The organism is Lactiplantibacillus garii (assembly GCF_003885105.1).
Classification (GTDB): domain Bacteria; phylum Bacillota; class Bacilli; order Lactobacillales; family Lactobacillaceae; genus Lactiplantibacillus; species Lactiplantibacillus garii.
Window position 1 is genome coordinate 43,819 of record NZ_QWZQ01000010.1, and the last position, 21,803, is coordinate 65,621.

24 protein-coding genes are annotated in these 21,803 nt (G+C 52.8%); 15 read left to right on the forward strand and 9 right to left on the reverse strand.

Annotated elements, in window-relative coordinates:
• The first annotated feature begins 34 nt into the window (after window positions 1–34).
• From rpsP to D1831_RS04420, 8 genes are all read left to right on the forward strand, one after another.
• Complete coding sequence (gene rpsP / locus D1831_RS04385; protein WP_057707049.1) at window positions 35–307, forward strand: 30S ribosomal protein S16; 273 nt, start codon at window positions 35–37, stop codon at window positions 305–307.
• Window positions 308–324: 17 nt separating this feature from the next.
• Complete coding sequence (locus D1831_RS04390) at window positions 325–582, forward strand: KH domain-containing protein (protein ID WP_125071711.1); 258 nt, start codon at window positions 325–327, stop codon at window positions 580–582.
• Window positions 583–672: 90 nt separating this feature from the next.
• Window positions 673–1,197, forward strand: a complete 525-nt coding sequence (gene rimM, locus D1831_RS04395; protein ID WP_125071712.1) for a ribosome maturation factor RimM — start codon at window positions 673–675, stop codon at window positions 1,195–1,197.
• Complete coding sequence (gene trmD / locus D1831_RS04400; RefSeq protein WP_125071713.1) at window positions 1,197–1,937, forward strand: tRNA (guanosine(37)-N1)-methyltransferase TrmD; 741 nt, start codon at window positions 1,197–1,199, stop codon at window positions 1,935–1,937. The genes rimM and trmD overlap by 1 nt, the downstream gene beginning before the upstream one ends.
• 116 nt (window positions 1,938–2,053) lie before the next feature.
• Window positions 2,054–2,410 (forward strand): 50S ribosomal protein L19, encoded by a 357-nt coding sequence (gene rplS / locus D1831_RS04405; protein ID WP_125071714.1) that lies wholly within the window; start codon window positions 2,054–2,056, stop codon window positions 2,408–2,410.
• Between the two features lie 454 nt (window positions 2,411–2,864).
• Window positions 2,865–4,121 (forward strand): hypothetical protein, encoded by a 1,257-nt coding sequence (locus D1831_RS04410; RefSeq protein WP_125071715.1) that lies wholly within the window; start codon window positions 2,865–2,867, stop codon window positions 4,119–4,121.
• 12 nt (window positions 4,122–4,133) lie between these two features.
• Window positions 4,134–5,297, forward strand: a complete 1,164-nt coding sequence (locus D1831_RS04415; RefSeq protein ID WP_125071716.1) for an amidohydrolase — start codon at window positions 4,134–4,136, stop codon at window positions 5,295–5,297.
• Window positions 5,298–5,397: 100 nt separating this feature from the next.
• A complete protein-coding gene (locus D1831_RS04420) occupies window positions 5,398–6,264 on the forward strand; it encodes an SPFH domain-containing protein (RefSeq protein WP_125071717.1) in 867 nt (288 codons plus the stop codon).
• A 102-nt stretch (window positions 6,265–6,366) separates the two neighbouring features.
• Here the strand turns inward: D1831_RS04420 and D1831_RS04425 are convergent, their stop codons facing one another.
• Both D1831_RS04425 and D1831_RS04430 read right to left on the reverse strand, forming a co-directional pair.
• Window positions 6,367–6,930 (reverse strand): hypothetical protein, encoded by a 564-nt coding sequence (locus D1831_RS04425; protein ID WP_125071718.1) that lies wholly within the window; start codon window positions 6,928–6,930, stop codon window positions 6,367–6,369.
• 337 nt (window positions 6,931–7,267) lie between these two features.
• A complete protein-coding gene (locus tag D1831_RS04430) occupies window positions 7,268–8,707 on the reverse strand; it encodes a C69 family dipeptidase (RefSeq protein WP_125071719.1) in 1,440 nt (479 codons plus the stop codon).
• Window positions 8,708–8,835: 128 nt separating this feature from the next.
• On the opposite strand from D1831_RS04430, the gene D1831_RS04435 reads away from it, so the two are divergent.
• The 3 genes from D1831_RS04435 to lysA all read left to right on the forward strand — a co-directional run bounded on the left by D1831_RS04435 (window position 8,836) and on the right by lysA (window position 11,383).
• On the forward strand, window positions 8,836–9,732 hold the full coding sequence (locus tag D1831_RS04435; RefSeq protein WP_125071720.1) for a YitT family protein: 897 nt from the start codon (window positions 8,836–8,838) through the stop codon (window positions 9,730–9,732).
• Between the two features lie 51 nt (window positions 9,733–9,783).
• Window positions 9,784–9,978, forward strand: a complete 195-nt coding sequence (locus D1831_RS04440; protein ID WP_057707072.1) for a 2-hydroxymuconate tautomerase — start codon at window positions 9,784–9,786, stop codon at window positions 9,976–9,978.
• 79 nt (window positions 9,979–10,057) lie between these two features.
• Window positions 10,058–11,383, forward strand: coding sequence for a diaminopimelate decarboxylase (gene lysA, locus D1831_RS04445; protein ID WP_125071721.1), 1,326 nt, complete (start codon window positions 10,058–10,060; stop codon window positions 11,381–11,383).
• A gap of 139 nt (window positions 11,384–11,522) precedes the next feature.
• On the opposite strand, the gene D1831_RS04450 is transcribed toward lysA, so the two are convergent.
• On the reverse strand, window positions 11,523–12,083 hold the full coding sequence (locus D1831_RS04450) for a hypothetical protein (RefSeq protein WP_404819881.1): 561 nt from the start codon (window positions 12,081–12,083) through the stop codon (window positions 11,523–11,525).
• A 195-nt stretch (window positions 12,084–12,278) separates the two neighbouring features.
• Between D1831_RS04450 and D1831_RS04455 the strand changes: the two genes are divergently transcribed.
• The 3 genes from D1831_RS04455 to D1831_RS04465 all read left to right on the forward strand — a co-directional run bounded on the left by D1831_RS04455 (window position 12,279) and on the right by D1831_RS04465 (window position 14,534).
• Window positions 12,279–13,193 carry a prenyltransferase gene (locus D1831_RS04455; protein ID WP_125071723.1) on the forward strand — a complete coding sequence of 305 codons (915 nt, stop codon included), beginning with the start codon at window positions 12,279–12,281 and terminating at the stop codon, window positions 13,191–13,193.
• An 86-nt stretch (window positions 13,194–13,279) separates the two neighbouring features.
• On the forward strand, window positions 13,280–14,059 hold the full coding sequence (locus D1831_RS04460; RefSeq protein ID WP_125071724.1) for a potassium channel family protein: 780 nt from the start codon (window positions 13,280–13,282) through the stop codon (window positions 14,057–14,059).
• A 193-nt stretch (window positions 14,060–14,252) separates the two neighbouring features.
• Window positions 14,253–14,534 (forward strand): hypothetical protein, encoded by a 282-nt coding sequence (locus tag D1831_RS04465; protein WP_125071725.1) that lies wholly within the window; start codon window positions 14,253–14,255, stop codon window positions 14,532–14,534.
• Between the two features lie 106 nt (window positions 14,535–14,640).
• Here the strand turns inward: D1831_RS04465 and D1831_RS04470 are convergent, their stop codons facing one another.
• Complete coding sequence (locus D1831_RS04470) at window positions 14,641–15,450, reverse strand: Cof-type HAD-IIB family hydrolase (protein ID WP_125071726.1); 810 nt, start codon at window positions 15,448–15,450, stop codon at window positions 14,641–14,643.
• Between the two features lie 142 nt (window positions 15,451–15,592).
• Here D1831_RS04470 and D1831_RS04475 point away from each other — a divergent pair, with 142 nt between their 5' ends.
• Window positions 15,593–16,963 carry an RsmF rRNA methyltransferase first C-terminal domain-containing protein gene (locus D1831_RS04475; protein ID WP_125071727.1) on the forward strand — a complete coding sequence of 457 codons (1,371 nt, stop codon included), beginning with the start codon at window positions 15,593–15,595 and terminating at the stop codon, window positions 16,961–16,963.
• A 70-nt stretch (window positions 16,964–17,033) separates the two neighbouring features.
• On the opposite strand, the gene D1831_RS14530 is transcribed toward D1831_RS04475, so the two are convergent.
• The 5 genes from D1831_RS14530 to mvk all read right to left on the reverse strand — a co-directional run bounded on the left by D1831_RS14530 (window position 17,034) and on the right by mvk (window position 21,678).
• Window positions 17,034–17,204 carry a hypothetical protein gene (locus tag D1831_RS14530; RefSeq protein WP_179950288.1) on the reverse strand — a complete coding sequence of 57 codons (171 nt, stop codon included), beginning with the start codon at window positions 17,202–17,204 and terminating at the stop codon, window positions 17,034–17,036.
• Between the two features lie 171 nt (window positions 17,205–17,375).
• Complete coding sequence (gene fni, locus D1831_RS04480) at window positions 17,376–18,413, reverse strand: type 2 isopentenyl-diphosphate Delta-isomerase (protein ID WP_125071728.1); 1,038 nt, start codon at window positions 18,411–18,413, stop codon at window positions 17,376–17,378.
• Between the two features lie 190 nt (window positions 18,414–18,603).
• Complete coding sequence (locus D1831_RS04485) at window positions 18,604–19,695, reverse strand: phosphomevalonate kinase (protein ID WP_125071729.1); 1,092 nt, start codon at window positions 19,693–19,695, stop codon at window positions 18,604–18,606.
• A 47-nt stretch (window positions 19,696–19,742) separates the two neighbouring features.
• Window positions 19,743–20,723, reverse strand: a complete 981-nt coding sequence (gene mvaD, locus D1831_RS04490; protein WP_125071730.1) for a diphosphomevalonate decarboxylase — start codon at window positions 20,721–20,723, stop codon at window positions 19,743–19,745.
• Window positions 20,724–20,739: 16 nt separating this feature from the next.
• Window positions 20,740–21,678 (reverse strand): mevalonate kinase, encoded by a 939-nt coding sequence (mvk, locus tag D1831_RS04495; protein WP_125071731.1) that lies wholly within the window; start codon window positions 21,676–21,678, stop codon window positions 20,740–20,742.
• Window positions 21,679–21,803: the final 125 nt, after the last annotated feature.

Genomic DNA, 21,803 nt, shown 5'->3' on the forward strand with positions numbered 1-21,803 from the left:
TTATTACCTGTTAAAGAATTCGGGAGGTGTTTAAATGTCAGTCAAGATTCGTCTAAAGCGGATGGGTTCAAAGAAAAATCCATTTTACCGGATTGTTGTCGCAGATTCACGTTCACCACGTGATGGTCGTTTTATCGCCCAAGTCGGCACATACAACCCACTTACTGAACCAGCCCAAGTTAAACTTGAAGAGGAAGATATCCTCGGTTGGTTGAACAATGGTGCCCAACCTTCAGATACGGTTAAGAATATTTTATCCAAAGCCGGTATCATGAAGAAGTACCACGAAGCAAAGTACACTAAATAATAAAGCGGTAATAGATCATGGCAGATATTAAAGCTTTAATCACCACGGTCGTGACCCCCTTAGTCCAACATCCTGACGATATCCAAGTTGATTTTCAAGAGACCCAACGGTACTTGGAATACAACTTAACGGTTAACCCCGAAGATATCGGCCGGGTGATTGGCCGTCAGGGTCGGGTTGCTTCGGCAATTCGCACGATTGTGTACAGTGTCCGCGTTTCAGGACCTAAACGTGTCCGGCTTACGATCGAAGACGGACAACAAAAAAACTCTTGAGCGAAGCAGTAATGTTTTGTTTAAGAGTTTTTTTATTACTTATAAATCAAACGCAATTTAAAAACCAGTTTATATATGAGGAGGGTACCCATGGATTATTATCGCATCGGAACACTAGTCAACACCCACGGCATTCGCGGCGAGGTGAAGGTCGTGGTCATTACCGATTTTCCAGAAAAACGCTTTAAAGCCGGCCAGCAGGTGACGTTATTTAAGTCGCCGGATAGCACGACCAACGGGGTGCCGTTGGTGATCAATAAGTCCCGGCAACAAAAGGGCCTCTTTTTCCTGACGTTCAAGGGCCTCGATAACATTAACGACGTGGAGCAGTATAAAGGCTGGACCATCATGGTGGCGGCGGATGAACTTCACGCCCTGCCGGAAGGTGAATATTACTACCACCAGATCGTCGGGCTCACGGTCGTCACGACGGCCGGGGAGACCCTTGGAAAAATCAAGGAAATTTTATCGCCGGGCGCTAACGACGTTTGGGTGGTTCAACGCGGCCACGGTCAAAGCGACGTGTTACTGCCGAAGATCCCCCAAGTAATCAAAAAGGTCGACCTGGACGCCGGCGTGGTGACCGTAGAACTAATGGAGGGGTTGATCGACTAATGCAAATCGATATTTTAAGCCTATTTCCCGGCATGTTTGAAGGTCCCCTGCACGAATCGATGATCGGTAACGCCATTGAAAATAACGTCATTAACGTGGACGTGACCGATTTTCGCGATTACACGACCGATAAGCACAACCACGTGGACGACTACCCGTATGGCGGCGGGGCCGGGATGCTACTGCAGCCACAGCCCATTTTTGACGCCTTAGCGGCCGTTCAAGCCAAGCACCCGGCAAAGGGGCGGGTCGTCCTGTTAGATCCCGCTGGCGTGCAATTTAACCAGCACGTGGCCGAAGACTTTGCCAAGGAAGACCACCTGACGTTTATTTGCGGCCACTACGAGGGCTACGACGAACGGATCCGTTCACTGGTGACCGACGAAGTCTCGTTGGGCGACTACGTTTTAACCGGGGGCGAACTGGGCGCGATGGTGATGATCGACGCGACCGTTCGGCTGATTCCCGGCGTGCTCGGCAACGCGGAATCGGCCCCCGGGGATTCGTTTTCCAGCGGCTTGTTAGAGTACCCGCAGTACACGCGTCCGGCTGATTTTCGCGGCATGCCGGTTCCGGAGATCCTCTTAAGCGGCGACCACGGGAAAATTGCGGACTGGCGTTTAGAACAGGCGCTTAAACGCACTTATGAACGCCGGCCGGACCTGTTAAAGGGACTCAAGTTATCCGGTAAGGCCCGCCAAATGTTGGCGGATATTCAAGCCGACGAAGCGGGTTATTAAATTAAGCTTGCATTCCGGGTAACGGATATGTTACTCTATTTATTGGCTATTACGCCCATTAACGATGTTCCGCTGACCAGGTTGTCACGAATGTCGGCGAAAGGAAGAAACAAATTATGCGTCAAAATCAATTGATCGAAAAGATCACCAATGACCAACTCCGTACGGATATCCCTGATTTCCGTGCCGGTGATACGGTTCGGGTTCACGCCCGCGTCGTTGAAGGGACCCGCGAACGGATCCAATTATTCGAAGGTGTCGTTATCAAGCGTCACGGTTCCGGTATCAGCGAAACCTACACTGTTCGTAAGATCAGTAACGGTGTCGGTGTTGAACGGACTTTCCCATTACACACACCACGTGTAGCTGCCATTGACGTTGTTCGTCAAGGTCGCGTACGTCGCGCTAAGTTGTACTACTTGCGTAACTTACATGGTAAGGCTGCCCGGATTCCAGAACGTCGTCGGGGCTAATTACAACGCAATTAGTTTTGGTTGGTGGTTACCACCAGTCGAAACGTTAAAAACGGCTAACTGAATTTTTCAGTTAGCCGTTTTTTTCAGGGTGTGCCAAAAGTCGGTAAGCCGTTAAGCGGAGCCCGCTGACTTTTAAAACCCGTTTCGACAATAATTATTTGGAGATGAAAACGAGACCGTGGCTTTTGCCACAGCCTCTTTTTTTGTGCGCGTAACCGGCCTTAAAATCACCTTGCTTATCAAGTTAGTTCAACGTTGCATTTTGATTATTAAGATAGTTCTCATTTTTACAAAAGAATCAGCTTTTTGAAAACGGTTTATACTTGCGATTAAACGCTAATCCCGGTAGCCCCTCGTAATTACCCGGAAAATCTGGTAGTTTATCATTAAAATATAATTAGAAAAAAGGAACACCGCTAATTATAAATTAATCAATTGGAGTGTGATGCTTATGGCAGCAATTATTGCGTTGATGGTCGTAATGGGATTCATGATGGTGGGCGAATGGGTTTCGACCCGTTCCCGCGCGTACATCCCGTCCGTCTTCATTACGGCCGTTCTATTTTTGATTGGGTTTTGGACCATCGTTCCTAAAAACATCGTACCCCAAGCGTCGTTTGGCACGCAGTTCATCGCCATTACGCAAGCCGTTTTATTGGTACATATGGGCACGTTGATGAACTTAAAACTATTACTTAAACAATGGCGCGCCGTTGTGATTGCTTTGACCGGGGTCGTTGGGACCGTTGTCCTCGCGATGGGCATCGGCAGTTTACTTTTCAGCTGGCACACCGTGGTCGCCAGCGTCCCACCGCTGACCGGGGGGCTGGTCGCCGCCTTTCTAATGACGGCCGGTTTAAAAGCTCAGGGAATCACCGCGTTAGTGGCGTACCCGGTCGCGATGTTCGTGGTGCACAGCATGTTGGGTTATCCGCTGACCGCCTGGATGTTAAAGCGTGAAAGTCGCCGTTTGCTTGGCCAATACCACGCCGATCCAGTCGCGGTACCAGCCACGGACGACCCCAAGCTGGGGCGGGCGACGAACCACACCAACGCCCAGGTGACCGCGTCCGCGCGTGATAAGGAAACGGCCGTGGCGCCTAGCCAAACGGTGGCCCGGTTTAAGTTACGCCGCTGGCAAGTTTCCGACGCGTACGACACGCCCGCATTCATGCTCTTTAAAGTCGCCATCGTGACCGCACTGGCCGAATGGGTAGCCAGCCTGTTACACGGTGCCGTTAACCAATTCATCATTTGCTTGATCTTTGGCGTGATTGCCCACCAAGTCGGCTTTTTGGAAGATTCCGTTTTGCAAAAGGCCGGGGTGTTCCACTGGTTGATGTACGGGTTACTGGCGTACATTTTCTCCAACTTGAACATCGTTAAGATCAGCATGTTATCCGGTATTTTAGTTCCCATCGTGACGTTGATTATCTTGGGGATCACCGGGATGTTCTTAGCGTCCGCCGTTTTAGCTAAGCCGCTTGGTTTCAGTCGTGAAATGGCGTTTGCGAGCGCGTTGACCGCGTTGTTTGGGTTCCCAGCCGACTACATCGTGACCCACGAAGTTGCCGGGATCATGGGGACTAACGCCAAGGAAAAGAAGTACTTACTCGACCACATGTTACCAAAGATGTTAGTGGGCGGCTTTGCGACCGTGTCCGTCGCGTCCGTGATCATTGCATCGGTATTTTTGAAGATTTTGTAGGAGGCAATCTTTATGACAACAACAGAATTAACCACTTGGATGACCGGTTTGCGCCATCAGATCCATGCGTACCCCGAACTCGCGTTACACGAAGTTAAAACGACCGCGTTGATCAAAAAAACGCTGACTAGCTTAGGCGTCCGGTTATTACCGTACCCCGGGGCAACCGGCGTCGTTGCGGAAATCGGTCACGGGGAACCGACCGTGGCGCTGCGGGCCGACATTGACGGCTTGCCGGTGTTAGAAAAGTCGGACTTGCCGTTTGCCTCCACTATTAAGGGCCACATGCACGCCTGTGGGCACGATTTTCACACCGCCGCGTTGCTCGGAGGTGCCCGCCTGCTTAAAGAACACGAAGCCGAATTGAAGGGCACGGTACGGCTGATCTTTCAACCCGCCGAAGAGGGGCACTTAGGGGCGAAGATCATGATCAAAAACGGCGTCCTCAACGGGGTGCAGGCCATTGCCGGTTTTCATAACCAACCCAACATTCCGGTCGGGACGTTAGCCTTAAAGACCGGTCCCATGATGGCCAGCAACGATAACTTTGACGTGACGATTCAGGGGCACGGCTCACACGCGGCGATGCCGGAAGCTAGTCACGACCCGATCGTCACGCTGGGCGAATTAATCACGGCCCTACAAACAATCCGCAGTCGCAACATCGCACCGGACGCGCCGCTGGTGTTAACGTTAGCGGCGGTCAAAGCCGGGACGACCTTTAACGTCATCCCTGATTCAGCGGAATTCAAGGGGACCATCCGGACGTTTAGTGCCGCCAACCGGCAACTGGCCAAGGAACGCTTTTACGACATCGTGCAAGGAATTACTAAGATGAACGGTCAAACCACCGCTGTTAAGTGGGACCGCGGACCGAGTTGCGTGAACAACGACGCCACGTTGACCACTATTTTGAAGAAGGCCCTCGCCAACACCGTCAACATCGTGCCGGCGCACCCGTGCAACGCCGACGACGACTTTGCGTTATACCAGGAACGCGTGCCCGGATTTTACGGTTTCATGGGTTCCGGTGGCACCGGTGTTTTACACCAATCCAACTACAGTTGCGACGACGCCGGCTTGATCTACGGGGCCAAGTTCCACTTTGTCGCCGCCAAAACGATGCTCGCCGCCGTGGCGGCCGGCGCGTTTAGCACGGTCGACCAGGCCGTTTAATGGGTATTAAGCCGCGTAACGTCAAACAACGCCTCACCAATCTGGTGGGCGTTGTTTTGCGTTCTGGTATAATAAAGGTCATAAAGGGGGATGAATTTTTTTGAAAGAAAAACAAGTATTTCATATCAACGGTTACGTCGGCCTGGTATTAGCCATTTTATTCGTGTTAGCCGGCGGGTGGCTGGTTTGGAGCGGGGCGACGGGTGACCACTTCTTTAGCGTATTACTCGGGGCGTTACTGATCATTATTGCGGCCTTCGGGGCGAGCTCGTTAACGATCGTGGGGCCCAACGAAGCGCGGGTGCTAACGTTTTTCGGGAAGTACATCGGGACGATTCGCGATTCCGGGCTGTTCATGACGGTGCCGCTGACCAACAAGTTTTCAATTTCACTGCGGGTGCGCAACTTTAACAGCGCCATTTTAAAGGTCAACGACTTGCGCGGAAACCCGGTGGAAATCGCGGCGGTCATCGTGTTTAAGGTGGTCGATACCAGTATGGCGCTGTTCGCGGTCGACGATTACGAACAGTTCGTGGAAATTCAGAGTGAATCTGCCATTCGTCACGTGGCGTCGGAGTACCCGTACGATACGTTTGGCGATGATGAAAAGGAGACCCTGCGGAGCAATCCGACCGAAGTCTCTGACCGTTTAACGGAGGAGTTACAAGAACGGCTCAACGTGGCCGGGGTGGAAATCGTGGAAACGCGCTTGACTCACTTGGCCTACGCCACGGAAATTGCCAGCGCGATGCTGCAACGGCAACAGTCGTCCGCCATTTTATCCGCGCGGAAGGTGATCGTTGAAGGGGCGGTTTCGATTACCGAAGAGACCATCCAACGCTTGGAAAAGGATACCGGGATGCAGTTGTCGGACGATAAGAAGCTGCAACTGATCAATAATATGATGGTCACCATTATCTCGGAGCGCGGCTCACAGCCGATTATTAATACGTCGGATTTGAAGTAGTACTTGGTTTAACAGCAACTTGTTAGTAACAACTAATTAAATAAGGCGCAAACGGACGGCCCCGGAGGTGTGAATCATTCGGGGCCGTCCGTTTTAAGCTATTCAGAAGTTAGGGTCGTCCGGCGCGTAGTAGTCGAGTTGGCCGTTATGTGCTTGAATCAGCAGGTGTTCAAAGTTGGTACCGTAGTAGAGTCGCACCCCGTAACCCTGTCCCGGGAACTGTTCACCGATTTGTTGGCTCTGTTGCAGAACTTGTTTTCGGGCATCCGTTAGTTCGGCACTGCCAGTTGCCACGGCCTGGGCTAAACCGCTGGTGGTGACGTCTAAGAGGGTGTAATCCATGAAACGGTTGGTATCGTCTAACCTAAAGTTCATCGCGGTGCCGTCAAACGCGGTCACGGTCGCTTCAAAGTAGGCCCGCGGTGAGGCTGCCGCCACCGGGGAGGCTAAAAGCGGCGGAATGCCCGCCGTTGGGGTACTCGTAGTGGATGGTACGGCCGTTTCTTTGGCGGCTCGGTGCCGCTTTTTTAACCACCAGCTAATACCGGCCACGATTAGGCCGGCACCAATCGCTACGGCGAACCAGACCCAGTGAACGACAATAAAAGTTAAGATCAACGCAATAATAATGGTATCGATGCAACCAACGTGGCCCCGTTGCGTCATTTCACTCGCCCCCCTCGCTAACGGCGTTATTAGATATGGCTTGAACGCAATGTTTAAGTACTGCATCGTCATTTTCACTATGTTTTATTATAGCAAACGTGGTGCTGGTCTGGCGGTCGAATTAACTAAACGGGGACCCAACGGCATAAAAAAACGAGGCTGTGACTTTTGTCACAGCCTCTGTTGGATCTCCGCACAATTATTGTCGAAACGTGCACCCAAAGTCAGCGGCTTCCGCTTAACGGCGGATGTCAAACAATCCAAGCCCAGGATTATTCGCCATCCGCCGTTAATGCTCACCAGCTAACCGACTTTTGGCACACTCTGGCTTGAACGTTTATAAGTTTAAATCGGTATTGTAATTCAGCGGGGACATGTCGGTACTCTTGGTGATCAAGTCGGCGGCGAGGGCTTGCATCGCGTTGATGGCAATGTCGGCAGCTTTTTGGTTGGCCTGGGTCAGCTTAGTGGTCAACTGGTCACCGGTCAGGGCCGCAACTTCGTGGTCGGTCACGATCAGGTGGTGGCCCAACGCAACGGCTAAGTCCTTTTGGACCGTTTGCAGGTCACCGTGGAGTTCGTGATAGTGCGCGTCAACGAGGACCCCGACGTGTTTAAAGATCCAATACGCCGAAGTGGGATCAAACTTTTCGGTCGCTACCTGGTACGCGGCCGGGGTGTCATCGGCACCGGCGTAAAACGGCACGTAAACACTTTCGGCGGCCACGCCCATCGCGAGCCAGTGGATGCCGCGGGTCGCCACCGGTAAGTCTTCCCGTAGTTGCAAAACGTGGGATTCCTGGGTCTTGGCTAAGCTGATTGGTCGGTAAGTGTGTTTTTCCGCGTCAGTGCCGCTGCCGACCGGGTCAAACGGGGTCCCCTCATAGTGCGAAGCCAGGTAGTGCTGGACTTCGTCGATGTGGATCAACCCGCTGGCCCGTTGAATAAATGGCAGGTCAAACGACTCCGGTTGTTGGTCAACGTTGGGCGTAAAGTACTTTTGCCCGTACCAAACGCGCGGCGTGTTGTAGTGTAGGTCCGATAGGTCGGCGGTGCCAAACACTTCCCGAAAATTGAGACCGTTGTCCATTGAAGCTAATTGGTTGTCTAATACAAAGTTACGAATTCCCTTGGCGTACATGTAGTTATCGTGGTCGGTCAAATCAATTTCTTGGATGGCTAACTGGTTGGCCACCACCGCGTAGGCGTCGTCCGGAATGCGTTGCGCGACCCAGTAGTGGCCGGCCCCGGTCTCCATGTACCAAACTTCGTCGGCGTCACTGAATAGGATCCCGTTGGTTTCGTAGGTGCCGTGTTCCTCAATAATTTGACCGAGGCGTTCGACCCCTTCGCGGGCGGAGTGAATGTACGGTAAGGTGACCGTGACCATCGCTTCTTCGCCGATCCCATTTTGAACGTAGGGGTCGGCAGCCAGTACGCGGGGGTTGCAGTAGGCGCTTTCGGTGGCACTCATCGCCACGCCGTACTCGTTAATGCCGTCTTCTTCGAATAAGCCGTACTTAGGCGTCCATTCGGGGGTGGCGGTGTACTTGGCCCGAATCTTGGGTAACGTCATGCTAAACGGGTGGTCGGCGTCTTGGGACTTAAAAGTCTGGGGCGCGTCAAATTCCGTGTGCGGGTGGATGACGAATTTTTTGGCCCAGGCCGCCCGTGAGTCTTCGTTTCGGCCAATCATGGTCGAACCGTCCGCGCTGGCGTTCTTACCAACGAGGATGCTCGTACAAGCGGAATAGGGGTTAAACTGGTGGGTCAGCATAGGAGTCCTTCTTTCTGTCTGGATCAATTAATAAGCTTATCTGAGTTAATTTTAGCATTTTTCAGAATCAATGCGTATTTTTAGTTATAATGGAAGGCGTTTAAATAAGACGTAAAGAAGGTTTCAAAATGGCGCACATTACTAATCCCCGCCTGGCGTTTGCCTGGCAAGTTATCGTGATGCTGGCGTCGGCCGTGATCTCGGCGGTCGCGTTAAACGAATTTTTGATTCCCGCTAATACTTTTAGCGGCGGGGTGAACGGGCTTGCCCAATTGTTATACTCACTAGGAAAACCGCTGGGTCTACAGATCAATACCGGTTGGTACATCCTGATCTTTAACGTGCCGATTGCGTTACTCGGCTGGTTTAAACTCGGGCACCGGTTTACGATCATGAGCTTTGTGACCGCCTTCTTGACGGCGATGGCCGCCGTGATCGTCCCGGTGATAAACGTCGCGCACAACGCGTTACTCGGTGCGCTGTTTGGCGGAATTTTGACCGGGATCGGGATTGGCATTACGATGCGTTACGGCTTTTCGACCGGGGGCTTTGACATTATCGTGTTAGTTTTGGAACGGGTGACGGGGCGAACGGTCGGCAGCCTAATGTTTATCACCAACCTGATCATCATCGTGATGTCTGGGCTCTTATTTAGTTGGGAAAACGCGTTATTTACGATCATTGCGATTTACGCGTCGACCCGCTTAGTTGACCTGATCCATACCCGCCACCAAAAGCTCACGGCGATTATCGTCACGAGTCAACCGGCCGAAGTTGCCAAGGCGATCCAGCGGGCGATTTTACGCGGCGTGACCGTCATCAGCTCCACGGGAGCCTATTCCGGCCGGCCTAACGCCACGTTGCTGGTGGTGTTGAGTCGTTACGAACTCTACGCCTTACAGGGCGCGGTTCACGACCACGATCAGCACGCCTTTATTGACATCTTAAACACCGTCGATACGTCGGGATTATTCATGAATGAGCGGGAACAGGCGGCCCAACGAGAAAGTTTGCAAAAGCCATAAAATTAAAGTATCATTAGTTTCTGTAAGAATAATAAGAGGAGCGTGGACTCAATGCCAATCGTACACATTGATTTAATTGCCGGTCGTTCACAAGAACAACTTAAAAATTTAGTGAAGGACGTTACCGACGCCGTTAGCAAAAATACCGGTGCCCCGGCCGAACACATTCATGTTATTTTAAGTGAAATGCAAAAGAACCGTTACAGTGTTGGCGGTGTTTTAAAGAGCGACGAAGAGGCTAAATAGTTTTTTCATTGTTGAACCGGCCGAACCGATGGGCCGGTTTTTTTGAAACGGGAGTCACGCGGAGAATTGAGGTTAAATCGTGAACGAACAAATTAGTGCTGCCGCCCTGAACGCCGCGCACCATTTGACCGTTGGCGGCGTCGATACCTTAGCCCTAGCTAAGCAGTACCAAACACCGCTGTACGTCTATGATACGGGCGCCATTCGGGCAGAAATCGCAGCTTTTAAGCAGGTTTTTGAAACCAACCGGGTTAAGTATCAAATTAGTTATGCCAGCAAGGCCTTCGCGACCGTAGCGATGTATCAGTTGATCGCTCAGGAAGGCATCCACTGCGACGTGGTGTCGGGCGGTGAACTTTACACGGCGCAACAAGCCGGCTTTCCGATGGAACGGGTCTCGTTTCACGGTAACAATAAGTCGGTTGCCGAGCTTAGCATGGCGTTAGACGCTGGTGTTGGCTGCATTATCGTGGATAATTTTTACGAACTGAATTTACTGACACAACTAACGACGGAGCGGCAGCAAATGACGACCGTGATGTTACGCATCGCGCCCGGGATTTCGGCGCATACCCACGATTACATTTCGACTGGTCAGGAAGATTCCAAGTTTGGTTTTGACCTGAACAGTGGCCAGGCCGACGAAGCCGTTAAACGGGCCCTTGGCGCGCCGTACTTAGACTTAGTAGGGATTCACTGCCACATTGGGTCACAAATTTTTGAACTGAACGGGTTTGAAATGATCGTGGATAAGTTGGTCGGCGTGTTTGCGCGCTGGCAAACGGAACTGGGCTTTTACCCGCAGATCATGAACGTCGGCGGCGGTTTCGGGGTGAAGTACACGGCCGAAGACCAACCCTTAGAACCGACCGCGTTTGTGGACGCCATCCTAAAAGAAACCATCGCCCAAACGCAAGCCCACCACGTCCCGATGTTGGAAGTATGGATCGAACCGGGACGTTCACTCGTGGCAACGGCCGGGATGACCCTGTACACCCTGGGCGCTTCGAAGGACATTCCGGGGATCCGGAAGTATTTGGCCGTGGACGGCGGGATGGGGGATAACATCCGTCCGGCCCTCTACGAAGCCAAGTATGAAGCGGTATTGGCCAAGGACCCGACGTTGCCCGCTAAACAAGTGGTCTCAATTGCTGGGAAGTACTGTGAATCCGGTGATATGTTGATCTGGAATCAGCAGTTGCCCGCCACGCAACCGGGGGACGTCCTCGCCGTTTTAGATACCGGGGCGTACGGCTATTCAATGGCCAGCAACTATAACCGTAACCCGCGGCCCGCGGTGGTCTTTTGTGAAAACGGCCAGAGCCAGCTGGTCGTCCAACGGGAAAGTTACGCAGACCTGACCCGCTTAGACTTACCACTCGCCGTTCCCGAAAAAACTGAATAACGACTAAAACAAAAGGTGCCGTGGCAAAAGTCACAGCACCTTTTGTATCTCCGCACAATTATTGTCGAAACGGGTTTCAAAAGTTAGCGGGCTCCGCTCACCAGCTAACCGACTTTTGGCACACTCTGAGTTATTTTAGTTAACCTTGAATGCGTTCGATTTTACCGACCGCGATCGGCAGGGTCACGTGGTGGTCGTACTGGGCAACTTCGCCGGCAACCGTGGCTGGTAGGTTTAGACTGGGCGCGACGCCGTGAATGTAAATGACCCGCTTGTCGAGAGCCAGTTCGCTATCATGAAAGACTTTTTTGAATTCGGCGTCTAAACGCTTTAATGGCACCACCTTGGTATAGGCAAAGTAACCGTTGGCGTCCGCAACCGGGTAGGCGTCGTTGGGGACGTCCATGGTTTCCGGGGTCGCGTTAAAGGGGACCATCGTGGTTCCGGAAACGGGCTCGGTTTCGGGTAAGTCCACGTAGCCGTCCTGGTTGGCGTCCTGAGCCATCGTCGCAACCGCTGCGGGCCGACCGTCCGGAAAGCCGTGAAAATGTTCCCAGTGCTGCTGGTTGGCGGGGGTGTCAAACATTTCAATGTTAACGGTCAATTGGTCACCGTTCACCACGAACACGGCCGAACCGTGGGCGGCAGTTCCGATGGCTTGTGCGTTTAACGGGGCAATTTTTGCTTGATAGATTTTCATCAACGTTCACTCCTATTTGGTTTATTAATTTAACGGCCTTAACTAAAATGGTTATAACACATTTCCATGATGACGGCTAAGCAAAACGCATCAAAAAGTTACCGAACTAAATTTGTAGAAGCGTGCGGGTGGGCAACCGGCAGATAAAAGGGTACGATGGTGGTTAGAAAAATTAATGGATGGGGAGTTTTACGCATGCGAAAATGGCTAACGTGGCCCGTGTTTTATGAATTGACCGAGATCTATACGGCCCCGCTAAACGTGATGTGGTTCGTTTTGGGCGTCGCAATCGCCCAGTACCACTTAGGAACCGTTAACTGGTTCAACGTCGGCTTATGCCTCGTGGAGGTGTTTATTTTTGATTTGGCCGTCAACGTGTCGGATAACTACTACGATTACCAACACGCACTCGACCGGGTCGACTACGCGCGAAATACCAACCCGATTGGCCGGTTAAACTTACCAGCGGCCGGGGTCGGGCGCTTAGCACTGGGGTTGTACTTGCTGTCGTTACTACCGGGGATTTGGCTGGTTGGGCGGACCGGGTGGCTAGTGTTACTACTAGGCCTGCTCGGTTACGTGATCGGTATTTTTTATACCGCCGGCCCGCACCCAATCAACGCGACGCCGCTGTGCGAAACGGTGGTCGCGTTATCGATTGCCTTTTTGATCCAGCTAACTTGCGTGGTGGTCTCGACGTACGGGCAGCGGCCAATGACCTGGACAATGGTGGGGACGACCTTCTTACTGTGCCTTCCGCTTACCCTGATTTTTTTCACGATTCAACTGGCTAATAATACGGCCGACCGTGACGAGGATATTCGCAACCACCGCTACACCTTAGCGTACTACCTGGGTAAACCCGGGGCGGTCCGTTTGATCCAACTGTTTTTGATTCTCGGCAGCCTGTGGCCGATTGTCAACGTCCTACTGGGCATCGCCCCGGTCGTCACACTGGGGGCCGTTTTGCTCCTACCATTCATGTGGCGGGGGATGCGGCCGTTCTTTGCGGTGCAGGATAAAAAGCGCACCTTCATAACGACCGTTAAAAGTGCGTCGTTGTTCTTCTTGTTATACCCAATTTTATTTGTAGTTGGGACTTGGTTTTAAGAAAAATTAAAAATTGGGTCAAAGCTGGTTAATTAAGGTGAAGTGGACTATATTATAAGCTAGTTTATGAATTAGGGGTAAGTGCGATGGTAGCAGAACGACAACGGCGGTGGGTGGCAGTTTACCACCTGATTGTGACCCTCTTAACGCTGGGTTCGGTCATTAACGTGGTGTTACTCAGCTTTCACGTGGGTAACTGGCACCTGGAGTCACAGGTCGCCAACGGATTACTAGCAGTATTTGCGGTGGACTACTTTGTCCGCCTGGCAATCGCGAAGGACCGCAAAACGTTTTTGATTCACTCGGCCTTTGATTTGATGGGGATCATTCCGATGCACCCGGTGTTTGCCCTGTTTCGACTGGGCCGGCTCGCGCGGATGATCCAGTACCACCATCTTTTCTGGAAACTGGGATTGGACGGTAAGTGGACCCACGATTTTCACCGGTTTATTTATAGCACCGGTTTTATTTATTTGTTTTCAATTAGCATTGCCATTATCGTCCTCAGCGCGTTGTTGTTTTCCGTGTTTGAACACCAGAGTTTGTCGGACTCGTTGTGGTGGGCAATCACGACGGCGACCACGGTGGGTTACGGCGACGACACCCCGCACACCGCGGTGGGAAAAATTATCGCGGTCGGCCTAATGTTTGGCGGGATCGGGTTCATTGGTTTGTTAACCAGTACGATCACCGACTTTTTCACCAATCAGACCAGTCAGTCACTCGTCCAAACGGATGATCAAGATCAACGGGACTTGCAACAACTACTTGTCAAAATTGAGACGTTAACGCAAAAGGTCGACCGCCTGCAGACCGAGGTCAAACGACTGCAGCAACCACCGACCAAACATCACTCACACCGTTAAAGCACGGTGTTAAGCCAACTCAACGGGGCCGGCAACGACTAGCAGCAGTACTAGCGTTGCCGGCTTTTTTTGCGTTGCCAGCCCGGTTGATAAGGAAAACGACAAAATGAAACTTTAAAGTAAGCCTTAACCACCCAAAAGCACTACATTAAAAGTGTTGAGTTAGCAAACGTCTATTCAGGGAAGTGGTTTTTTGAAAACACAGAAACGAGTTGTAACGTGCGTGAAGTGGCGGGATCGTCAGCACAAGCACGTTTGGCAGTGGCTAGTCGTTTTAGCAACCGGTCTCCTGATGTGGGTGGAAACCGGACTGAGCGGTTTGGCCGATACGGTCGATACGCGTTCAGGCTTAGAGGATGTTCGTTGGGTTTGGCGCGATAAGTCGTTTAACTTGGTGACCCTCGTAGTGATTACGGTCGTCGTGGTACTGGGTTTGGTACTCGTCGCCAACGTGCAGCGGTTGCACCATTCTTAACGGCAAATCAAAATAAACACGTTAAAAAGGAGGCTATGACAAAAGTCACAGTCTCCTTTGTATTTCCGCACAATTATTGTCGAAACGGGTTTCAAAAGTCAGCGGGCTATTCGGCTAAAGCAAAGTAGTCGTCGAGGTACCGGGCGACCCCGTTTTGGTCGTTATCGTATGCCGTGACGTCGTCGGCCGCGGCTTTGATGGCGCTGGTCCCGTTAGCCATGGCGACCCCCAGTCCGGCGTATTGGAGCATTTCTAAGTCGTTATGTTCATCGCCAAATGCAATGACGTTGCGGCGGGCGATTTGGAAGTGGTCGGCGAGGTAGGCTAAGCCCTTTGCCTTGTGGACGCCCTTAGACGTCACTTCTAGAATCGCGTTGGGACCGCCCCAAACGCCGACGTCGACGAAGTCCCCGAAGTGGGCGTTGATCCAGTCAACGACGGCCGTACGCCGGTCTAACTGGACGAGTAAGACCAGCGAGTTCGGGTTGCGGGTCAACGTTTCCGGCGTGAGCCGCGGGCTGTTCATGATCTCGGGGAAAAACTTCCCGGCGACCAGGTCCTGGCCGGCCGTCATGGTGCTGTTTTTATTTTCTGCAATAATTTCATTAATGCCGAGTTGTTCTCGGTATTTGATCAGGGCCAACACGATGGCCTTGTTAACGGTGAACTGGTATTCGGATGCCCAGGTCTGGTGGGGTAAGTGACCCAGTGAGCCGTTGAAGTTGATCATTGGACTGACCAGATGCAACTGGTCGTAGATGGCCGCCGAACCCTGGTAGGACCGGCCGGTAATGATACTAACGACGTGTCCCGCGTTTTGCAGGCGTTGCATGGTTTGGATGGTCGCGGTGTTTAACCCCGAATCCGCGTTGAGGGTGGTTCCGTCTAAATCGAGCGCAATTAGTTTTCTTTCCATATCAAGTCAACCTCTCATTCACCACAGTTAATCATTTAAATCTAGCATAGATTTCACCGGATTGCGAATCTTTAAATCCTTGCCAGACTGGTGAAGTGTGATAATCTAGTTGAGGATGCTTTTGTGATTAGGAGGAAATTTCTTGCAATTACCAGCAGAATTTATTAGTAAATATAAAAAATTATTAGGTGCCGACGCCCCGGCTTTTTTGGCCGCCTTTGACGGTCCGGTTGAGAAGGGCTTTCGAATCAATCCGAACAAGCCGGTCACCCCGGCGATGACGGCTAAGATGACGAGCGCGGTCCCGTATAGTCCGATCGGGTACTACGGACGGGTCAACGGCAACGCCATGGAACACCTCGCCGGCGCGGTTTATAGTCAGGAACCGAGTGCCATGACGGTGGGCGAATTTGCCCGGCCCGAGCAACACGAACGGGTGCTCGACCTCTGCGCCGCGCCCGGCGGTAAAACGACCCACTTACTTAGCTATTTAAAACAAACTGGGTTATTAGTCACTAACGAGATCAACCCCAAACGGGTCACGGCATTGGGTGATAACGTCGAACGTTACGGCGCACTCAATACGGTGATCACCAACGCGACACCGGCCGCGTTAGCGAAGGAACTTCCGGGCTTTTTTGACCGGATCTTAGTGGACGCGCCGTGTTCGGGTGAAGGGATGTTTCGTAAGGACCCGGCGGCAACCCAGTACTGGACGCCGGATTACCCGGCGGAGTGTGCGACGCGCCAGCGTGAAATTTTAACGGAAGCCGTTAAAATGCTGAAGCCCGGCGGTCACTTGATTTATTCAACGTGCACCTTCGCGCCGGAAGAGGACGAACAGATGATGGCCTGGTTATTAAAGACTTACCCCGAATTTGAATTAGAACCGCTGACTAAAACGGCCGGAATGGTGGACGGTAAGCCGGAGTGGGCCGACGGTAATCCCACGCTGACAAGGGCTGCCCGCTTATTTCCACACTTAATGCGTGGGGAAGGCCACTTCATCGCTAAACTGGTTTTCCACGGTGAGACTCCGGTTAAACCGAAGCGGACGGTACGGAACGAACTGACCCCGACTGAACGCCAGTTGTGGCAGGACTTTTTGCAAAAATCCGGGGTCACTAACTTTCCGGACCTGGTTTTGCAAGCGCACGGGGACCAGTTATACGGTTTACCGGCCGCGATGCCGCTCACGCGCAAGTTAAAGGTCTTTCGTGCGGGGATCCAGTTAGGCACGTTCAAGAAAAAGCGCTTTGAGCCCAGTTACGCGCTCGCTTTGGCCAGTGACGCCATCGACTTGCCGACGGTGGCCATTGACCACGCACAGTGGCAAAAATACGTGCACGGCGAAACGTTCCAGTTAACGCAGGCTGCCACCAAGAACGGTTTTCGGGTCCTGACCTGTGACGGGTTACCGGTTGGTTTTGGCAAGGTCGTGGGAACGACCGTCAAGAATTTCTTCCCTAAAGGCCTACGGTTCTTGGCGACCGCGGAGAATACTGCTTTATAGTGTTCAATATAAAAAAATGCTGACGCGCGGAAAACGACCGCGCGTCAGCATTTTAGTCTACTTAAACGGTTTAACTGAGTGTCTTGGTGCGCATGATCTGGACGCAATCGGGACAGTACGCGACCGAGTTGACTTGCAAAAAACTCCGGACTTCACTCAGCGTCCGCCGGGGAACGCGTAATAGGAAGTACGCCCGGTCCGGCCGCTTCAACGGTTTCCCACAATTTTGACAAACTAGCATGGACAATCCCCCCTTGTCGATTACTATAATCATAACCAGTTATAAATCAGAATGATAACATAGCCGATAGTAAGGTTGGTGTCCTTATGATTTAAAGTTGGGGCTAACAAGAAGCGATAACGACGCCGTTACTTATAGATTTTAGTAACGGCGTCGTTGGTGAATAAAAACTTATTTTAAAGATTGCTTGTAAGCCGCAAGTTCGGCTGAATAGGTTAGTTTAGCATCCATCGTGTGGAGCTGGGTCACCGAAGTCGCGCCAACTAGGGCCATCAATAACCGTAACTGTTCCTGCCAGTCGGCCAACATTTGAATGACTTCGGCGTTGGTGTGGTGTAACAACGCGTGTAACACCGTTCCGGCCATGCCGACCGCGTCCGCGCCCAACATGAGGGCCTTTAGCACGTCTAACGGGTTGCGCACGCCCCCGGATGCTAGGATGGTCAGATCGGCGGGGTGGTCCCGGACGGCCAGTAAAGATTCAACGGTTGATAAGCCGAAGTCGTGTAAGTAGGCCATGTCGCGTGCGGGCCGCCGCCGGTTTTCAATGTCGACGAAGTTGGTGCCGCCGCGGCCACCCAGGTCAAGGTACCGCACGCCGGCCGCGTAAAGCCGCTGCATGGTCGGTCGCGAAATACCAAAGCCCACTTCCTTGGCGATGACCGGGACGGCCAGGTGGTTGACCACGTCTTGGATGTTAGCCAGCCATTTAAAGTCGCGGTCGCCTTCGGGCATTACGATCTCCTGGACCACGTTGAGGTGTAATTCCAAGGCGTCGGCACCTAACATGCGGACCGCCGTTTGTGCGGCGCTTAACTGGTGGCCGGCCCCGAGATTCCCAAAAATGAGCCCGTGCGGGTCGTTGGCGCGAACGGTGGTAAAGGTTGACGCCAGGGCGGGGTCCTTAATGGCCACGCTCTGCGAACCGGTGGCCATTGGTAGGTGGCAGGCGGCCGCAACTTGCGCTAAACGGGCGTTTAAGCGGCCAGTCTGAACGGAGCCGCCGGTCATGGCTTCAATGTAGAGCGGGCTTTCCCAGTGCCACTGACCAACCGTTGCTGCCAGCGAAACATCACTGACCCGGGTTTCGGGCAGCGCGTCGTGGCGGATCTTGACCTGGTCAAACGGGTTGGGTCGGTCACCGTGATAATACTTCTCCGCTAACGAAACGTGTTCGTCTTTGCGGTGTGATTGTTGACTTTGTGGCACGAAAGCCACCTCCCATTAATTTAAAAGTGTTTACAATCAGCAACGGGGCTGATTATTACTGGCATGATTGTTAACGTGCGAAACCTAAGTGGCTAACGGGACCTAACCCAAAACCGGCAATTATTCCAAACCTAGAATAATTGCCGGTTTTACGTTTACGGCGTCAAATAGGTTCCGTGCCGCGTGGTTTTTAAGCGTTAAAAATTGAATCGTCGTCGACGGTGTGCACGTTTAAATGCAGCTGTTCGATCCCGTCACGGGCCCACTGCTCGAGTAGGGCGCGCGAATCGAGGGCCCGGTCGATCAAAACGATCCCACAATCGCCACCGCCAGCGCCGGACGTTTTAGCGGCGGCTCCCGCGGCTTCGGCGAGACTGATCATTTTCTTTAAGATCGGCGTTTCAATCGTGACGTGGCTGAACGCGCCGAGGGTCTGTAAGAGGTGGCGGTTGTAGCGAATCTCAGTTTGAATCGCCGTTAGGTCACCGGCGTGAAACCCGCTGATCATGCGTTTAAGGCAGGCCTTGCTGTCTTGCAGGAACGTCTGGTATTCCCCACGTTGTTTGGCTTTGACTAAGGCCACCTTATCCACGAGGTGGGAGGTGGAAGCCGGCGAACCGGTCCAACCAATCATCAAGCGCAGGTTGCTCGGGGGCGTTAACAGGTCAATCTTTAAGTCCGGCCAGTCCATGTTAAGTAGGGCGCTCAAACTGGATTTTTGGCGCTGAACGTGCAGCCAGTCGCGGTCAAACGAATGGTACGCGATCCAGCCGCCGTAAACGCTGGCGGCGATGTCGCCGAGCGACCCGTTTCCTTGTACGGAAAGGTGGGCGATGGCGGCTAATTTAAAGAGCTTACGTTTATCCATTGGCAGGCGATAGAACTGACAAAGGGCTTTAATGGTCGCCACGGTTACCGCGGCGGACGACCCCAGCCCGTACTTTTTACCGTCGGCACTGTCGAGTTCACTGTTGATACCGAGGTGGTACACGCCGAGTTCGCGGCCCAGTTCGTGGGCGTAACTTTCCGTCAAACTGATGGCGGAAAGGATGTAGTGAAACGGGTTATCCCGGTTATCAAATACCATCGCGTCGCCTTGACGCCGCCAAACGATCGAGTTTTCCTGGTACTGTTTTGAAACGATACTTCCAACCGTATCGCTAGGTGAAATCGTAGCGGTCACGAATTGATCTAACGCCACGATAATCGCTGGAAACCCACTTTCAACTACGGCGTACTCCCCCGCAATGTAAAGTTTTCCCGGTGCTTTCACCGTAATCATGCCATCATGTCCTTTCATGGTCTGCGCAACGTTTCACGTAACCTAACTTATGCTTCCGTAATTGTGATCCCCGGTCCCGGTTTGGCAACGATCAGTTGTTCCGGGGCGAAGTGTTTTGCTAATGCCGCTTTGATCACGGCCGTATCGTGGCCCGCGCAAATAATTTTAACGTTCGGGCCAGCGTCCAAAGTATAATAACAGTTTACCCCGTTCGCGCGCAAGTCGGTGACCGCTTGAATGGCGGTCAGGGTGTCCGCGGTAAAGTAGTTAAAGGCCGGGTCGGCACTTAGGTTCAACGCGTGCATCCGCATCGCGTTGGTTTCCGCGATCATGCCGAGGGCGTGCAGGTCCTTAGCGGCGATGGCGTGACGCATGCGGTCGAGGTCGTGGTTGGCGGTTTGCACCCAGGCGGGGTAGTACGGCGAGGTCGCGACGACCCTGGCCATTCCGTCCGTGGAACTAATGGGCTTTTTAGTGGCCTTTAAAACGACCGCGATCATTTGCACGTCCCAGTCGACGGGGTCCTGTAAAACTTCGGCGTAGGAGGACTGGTCGTCGTGACCGGCGTGCCATTCCACGAAGCCGCCAAAAATAGAGCGGGTCGCCGACCCCGATCCCCGGCGTGCGAGCCGGCTGAGGTCGGTCAAATCTAAGTGCATACCGGCAGCCCGACTTCCGGCCGCGGCGAGGGCCGCAAACCCGGAAGCCGACGACGCCAGCCCGGCCGAAGTTGGCACGTGGTTGCCGGTCGTGACGCGGGCAAAGTGCGTTTGCCCGCTCCGTTGCCGAATGAGGTCTAAAAATTGGCTGATGCGTTGCGCCTTGGCTGGTTGGAGGAGTTGGTCGTTGAAGTAAATTTGGTCGTGCGCGAGCTGGTCGTCAAACGTTACACTCGTTTCGGTGTAAAAGTGGTCCAGGGTTAAGGAGATGCTGCCGTTTTGCGGTAACATCAGTTGCGGATCCTTTTTGCCCCAATACTTAACTAGTGCAATGTTGGTGTGGGCTTTCGCCGTGACGGTTGTGTTCATGCTTGTTCCTCCAAAATTAATCGTTTGCGAGTAGTGGTTCGACCCAGGTAGCGGTGGCGCCAGCCGCGGACAGTTTTTGGGATAAATCGTTCGCGATACTCTCTTCCGGAGCCACGGCGATCATGCAACCACCCTGACCACTCCCGGTAAGTTTCGCCGCGACGGCGCCGTTCTGCCGGGCCACGGCTAAGAGTTGCTCTAAGGCCGGGTGACTGACCCCTAATGAGCGTAAGTCGTCCTGGGCACCGTTTAGGGCCCGGGCAAGTTCCGGCATGTTGCCGTTGGCGAGCGCGTCACGGGTCAGCGTCGTTAAGTGGCCCAAGTCGTCGATGCGTTGTTGAATGTTTTCACCTTCAACCACCAGTAAATTTTTGACGGTAGCGACGGCCACCTTGGTTTGACTTTTAATGCCGGTGTCGGCGATGACGAGGTACCCCGGGAGTTTGACCGGGATCGGGTAATTTTCGCGCCCCTTAACGAACCAGACCGGTGACTTGGCACTGGCCGTCGCCACGTCTAAACCACTGGGTTGACCGTGGGTGTAACTTTCGGCGACGTTCGCCGTTTTTAATAACGTTTGGTGGGACAATGGCTGTTCAAAGAAATCGTAGAACGCCCGCGTGACCGCTACGGCCGCTGCTGCGGACGAGCCCATCCCGCGTTCGGACGGAATATCACTAGTGATGTGAATGTCGAAACCTTGTTCGGGCGCGTCAAAGCGGTTGAGCAGCGTTTTGATCAGCGCCTGGATCCCGCCTAAGTTGGCGGTCATACTGTTAAAATCCCCGTTAAAGTAACGGCTTTTCACCGTTTGGGCCGTATCACGCTGGTGAATGACGGCTTGCATTTGAATCGTCGAAATTGGAAGGGCGATGGCGGGTTGGCCGTATACGACCCCGTGCTCCCCAATTAAAATAATTTTGGCATGACTAGTACCGGTAGCTAGATTTTTCAATCGTGTCGCTGCCTTTCTAAAATGAATTAATAATAGGATTATAATACCTTATTATCACGCTTTTTACCACGGCTGCCAGGAGACGTGCCCCGGTTTACGGGAATCATTAGAAAATATTAGCCGGA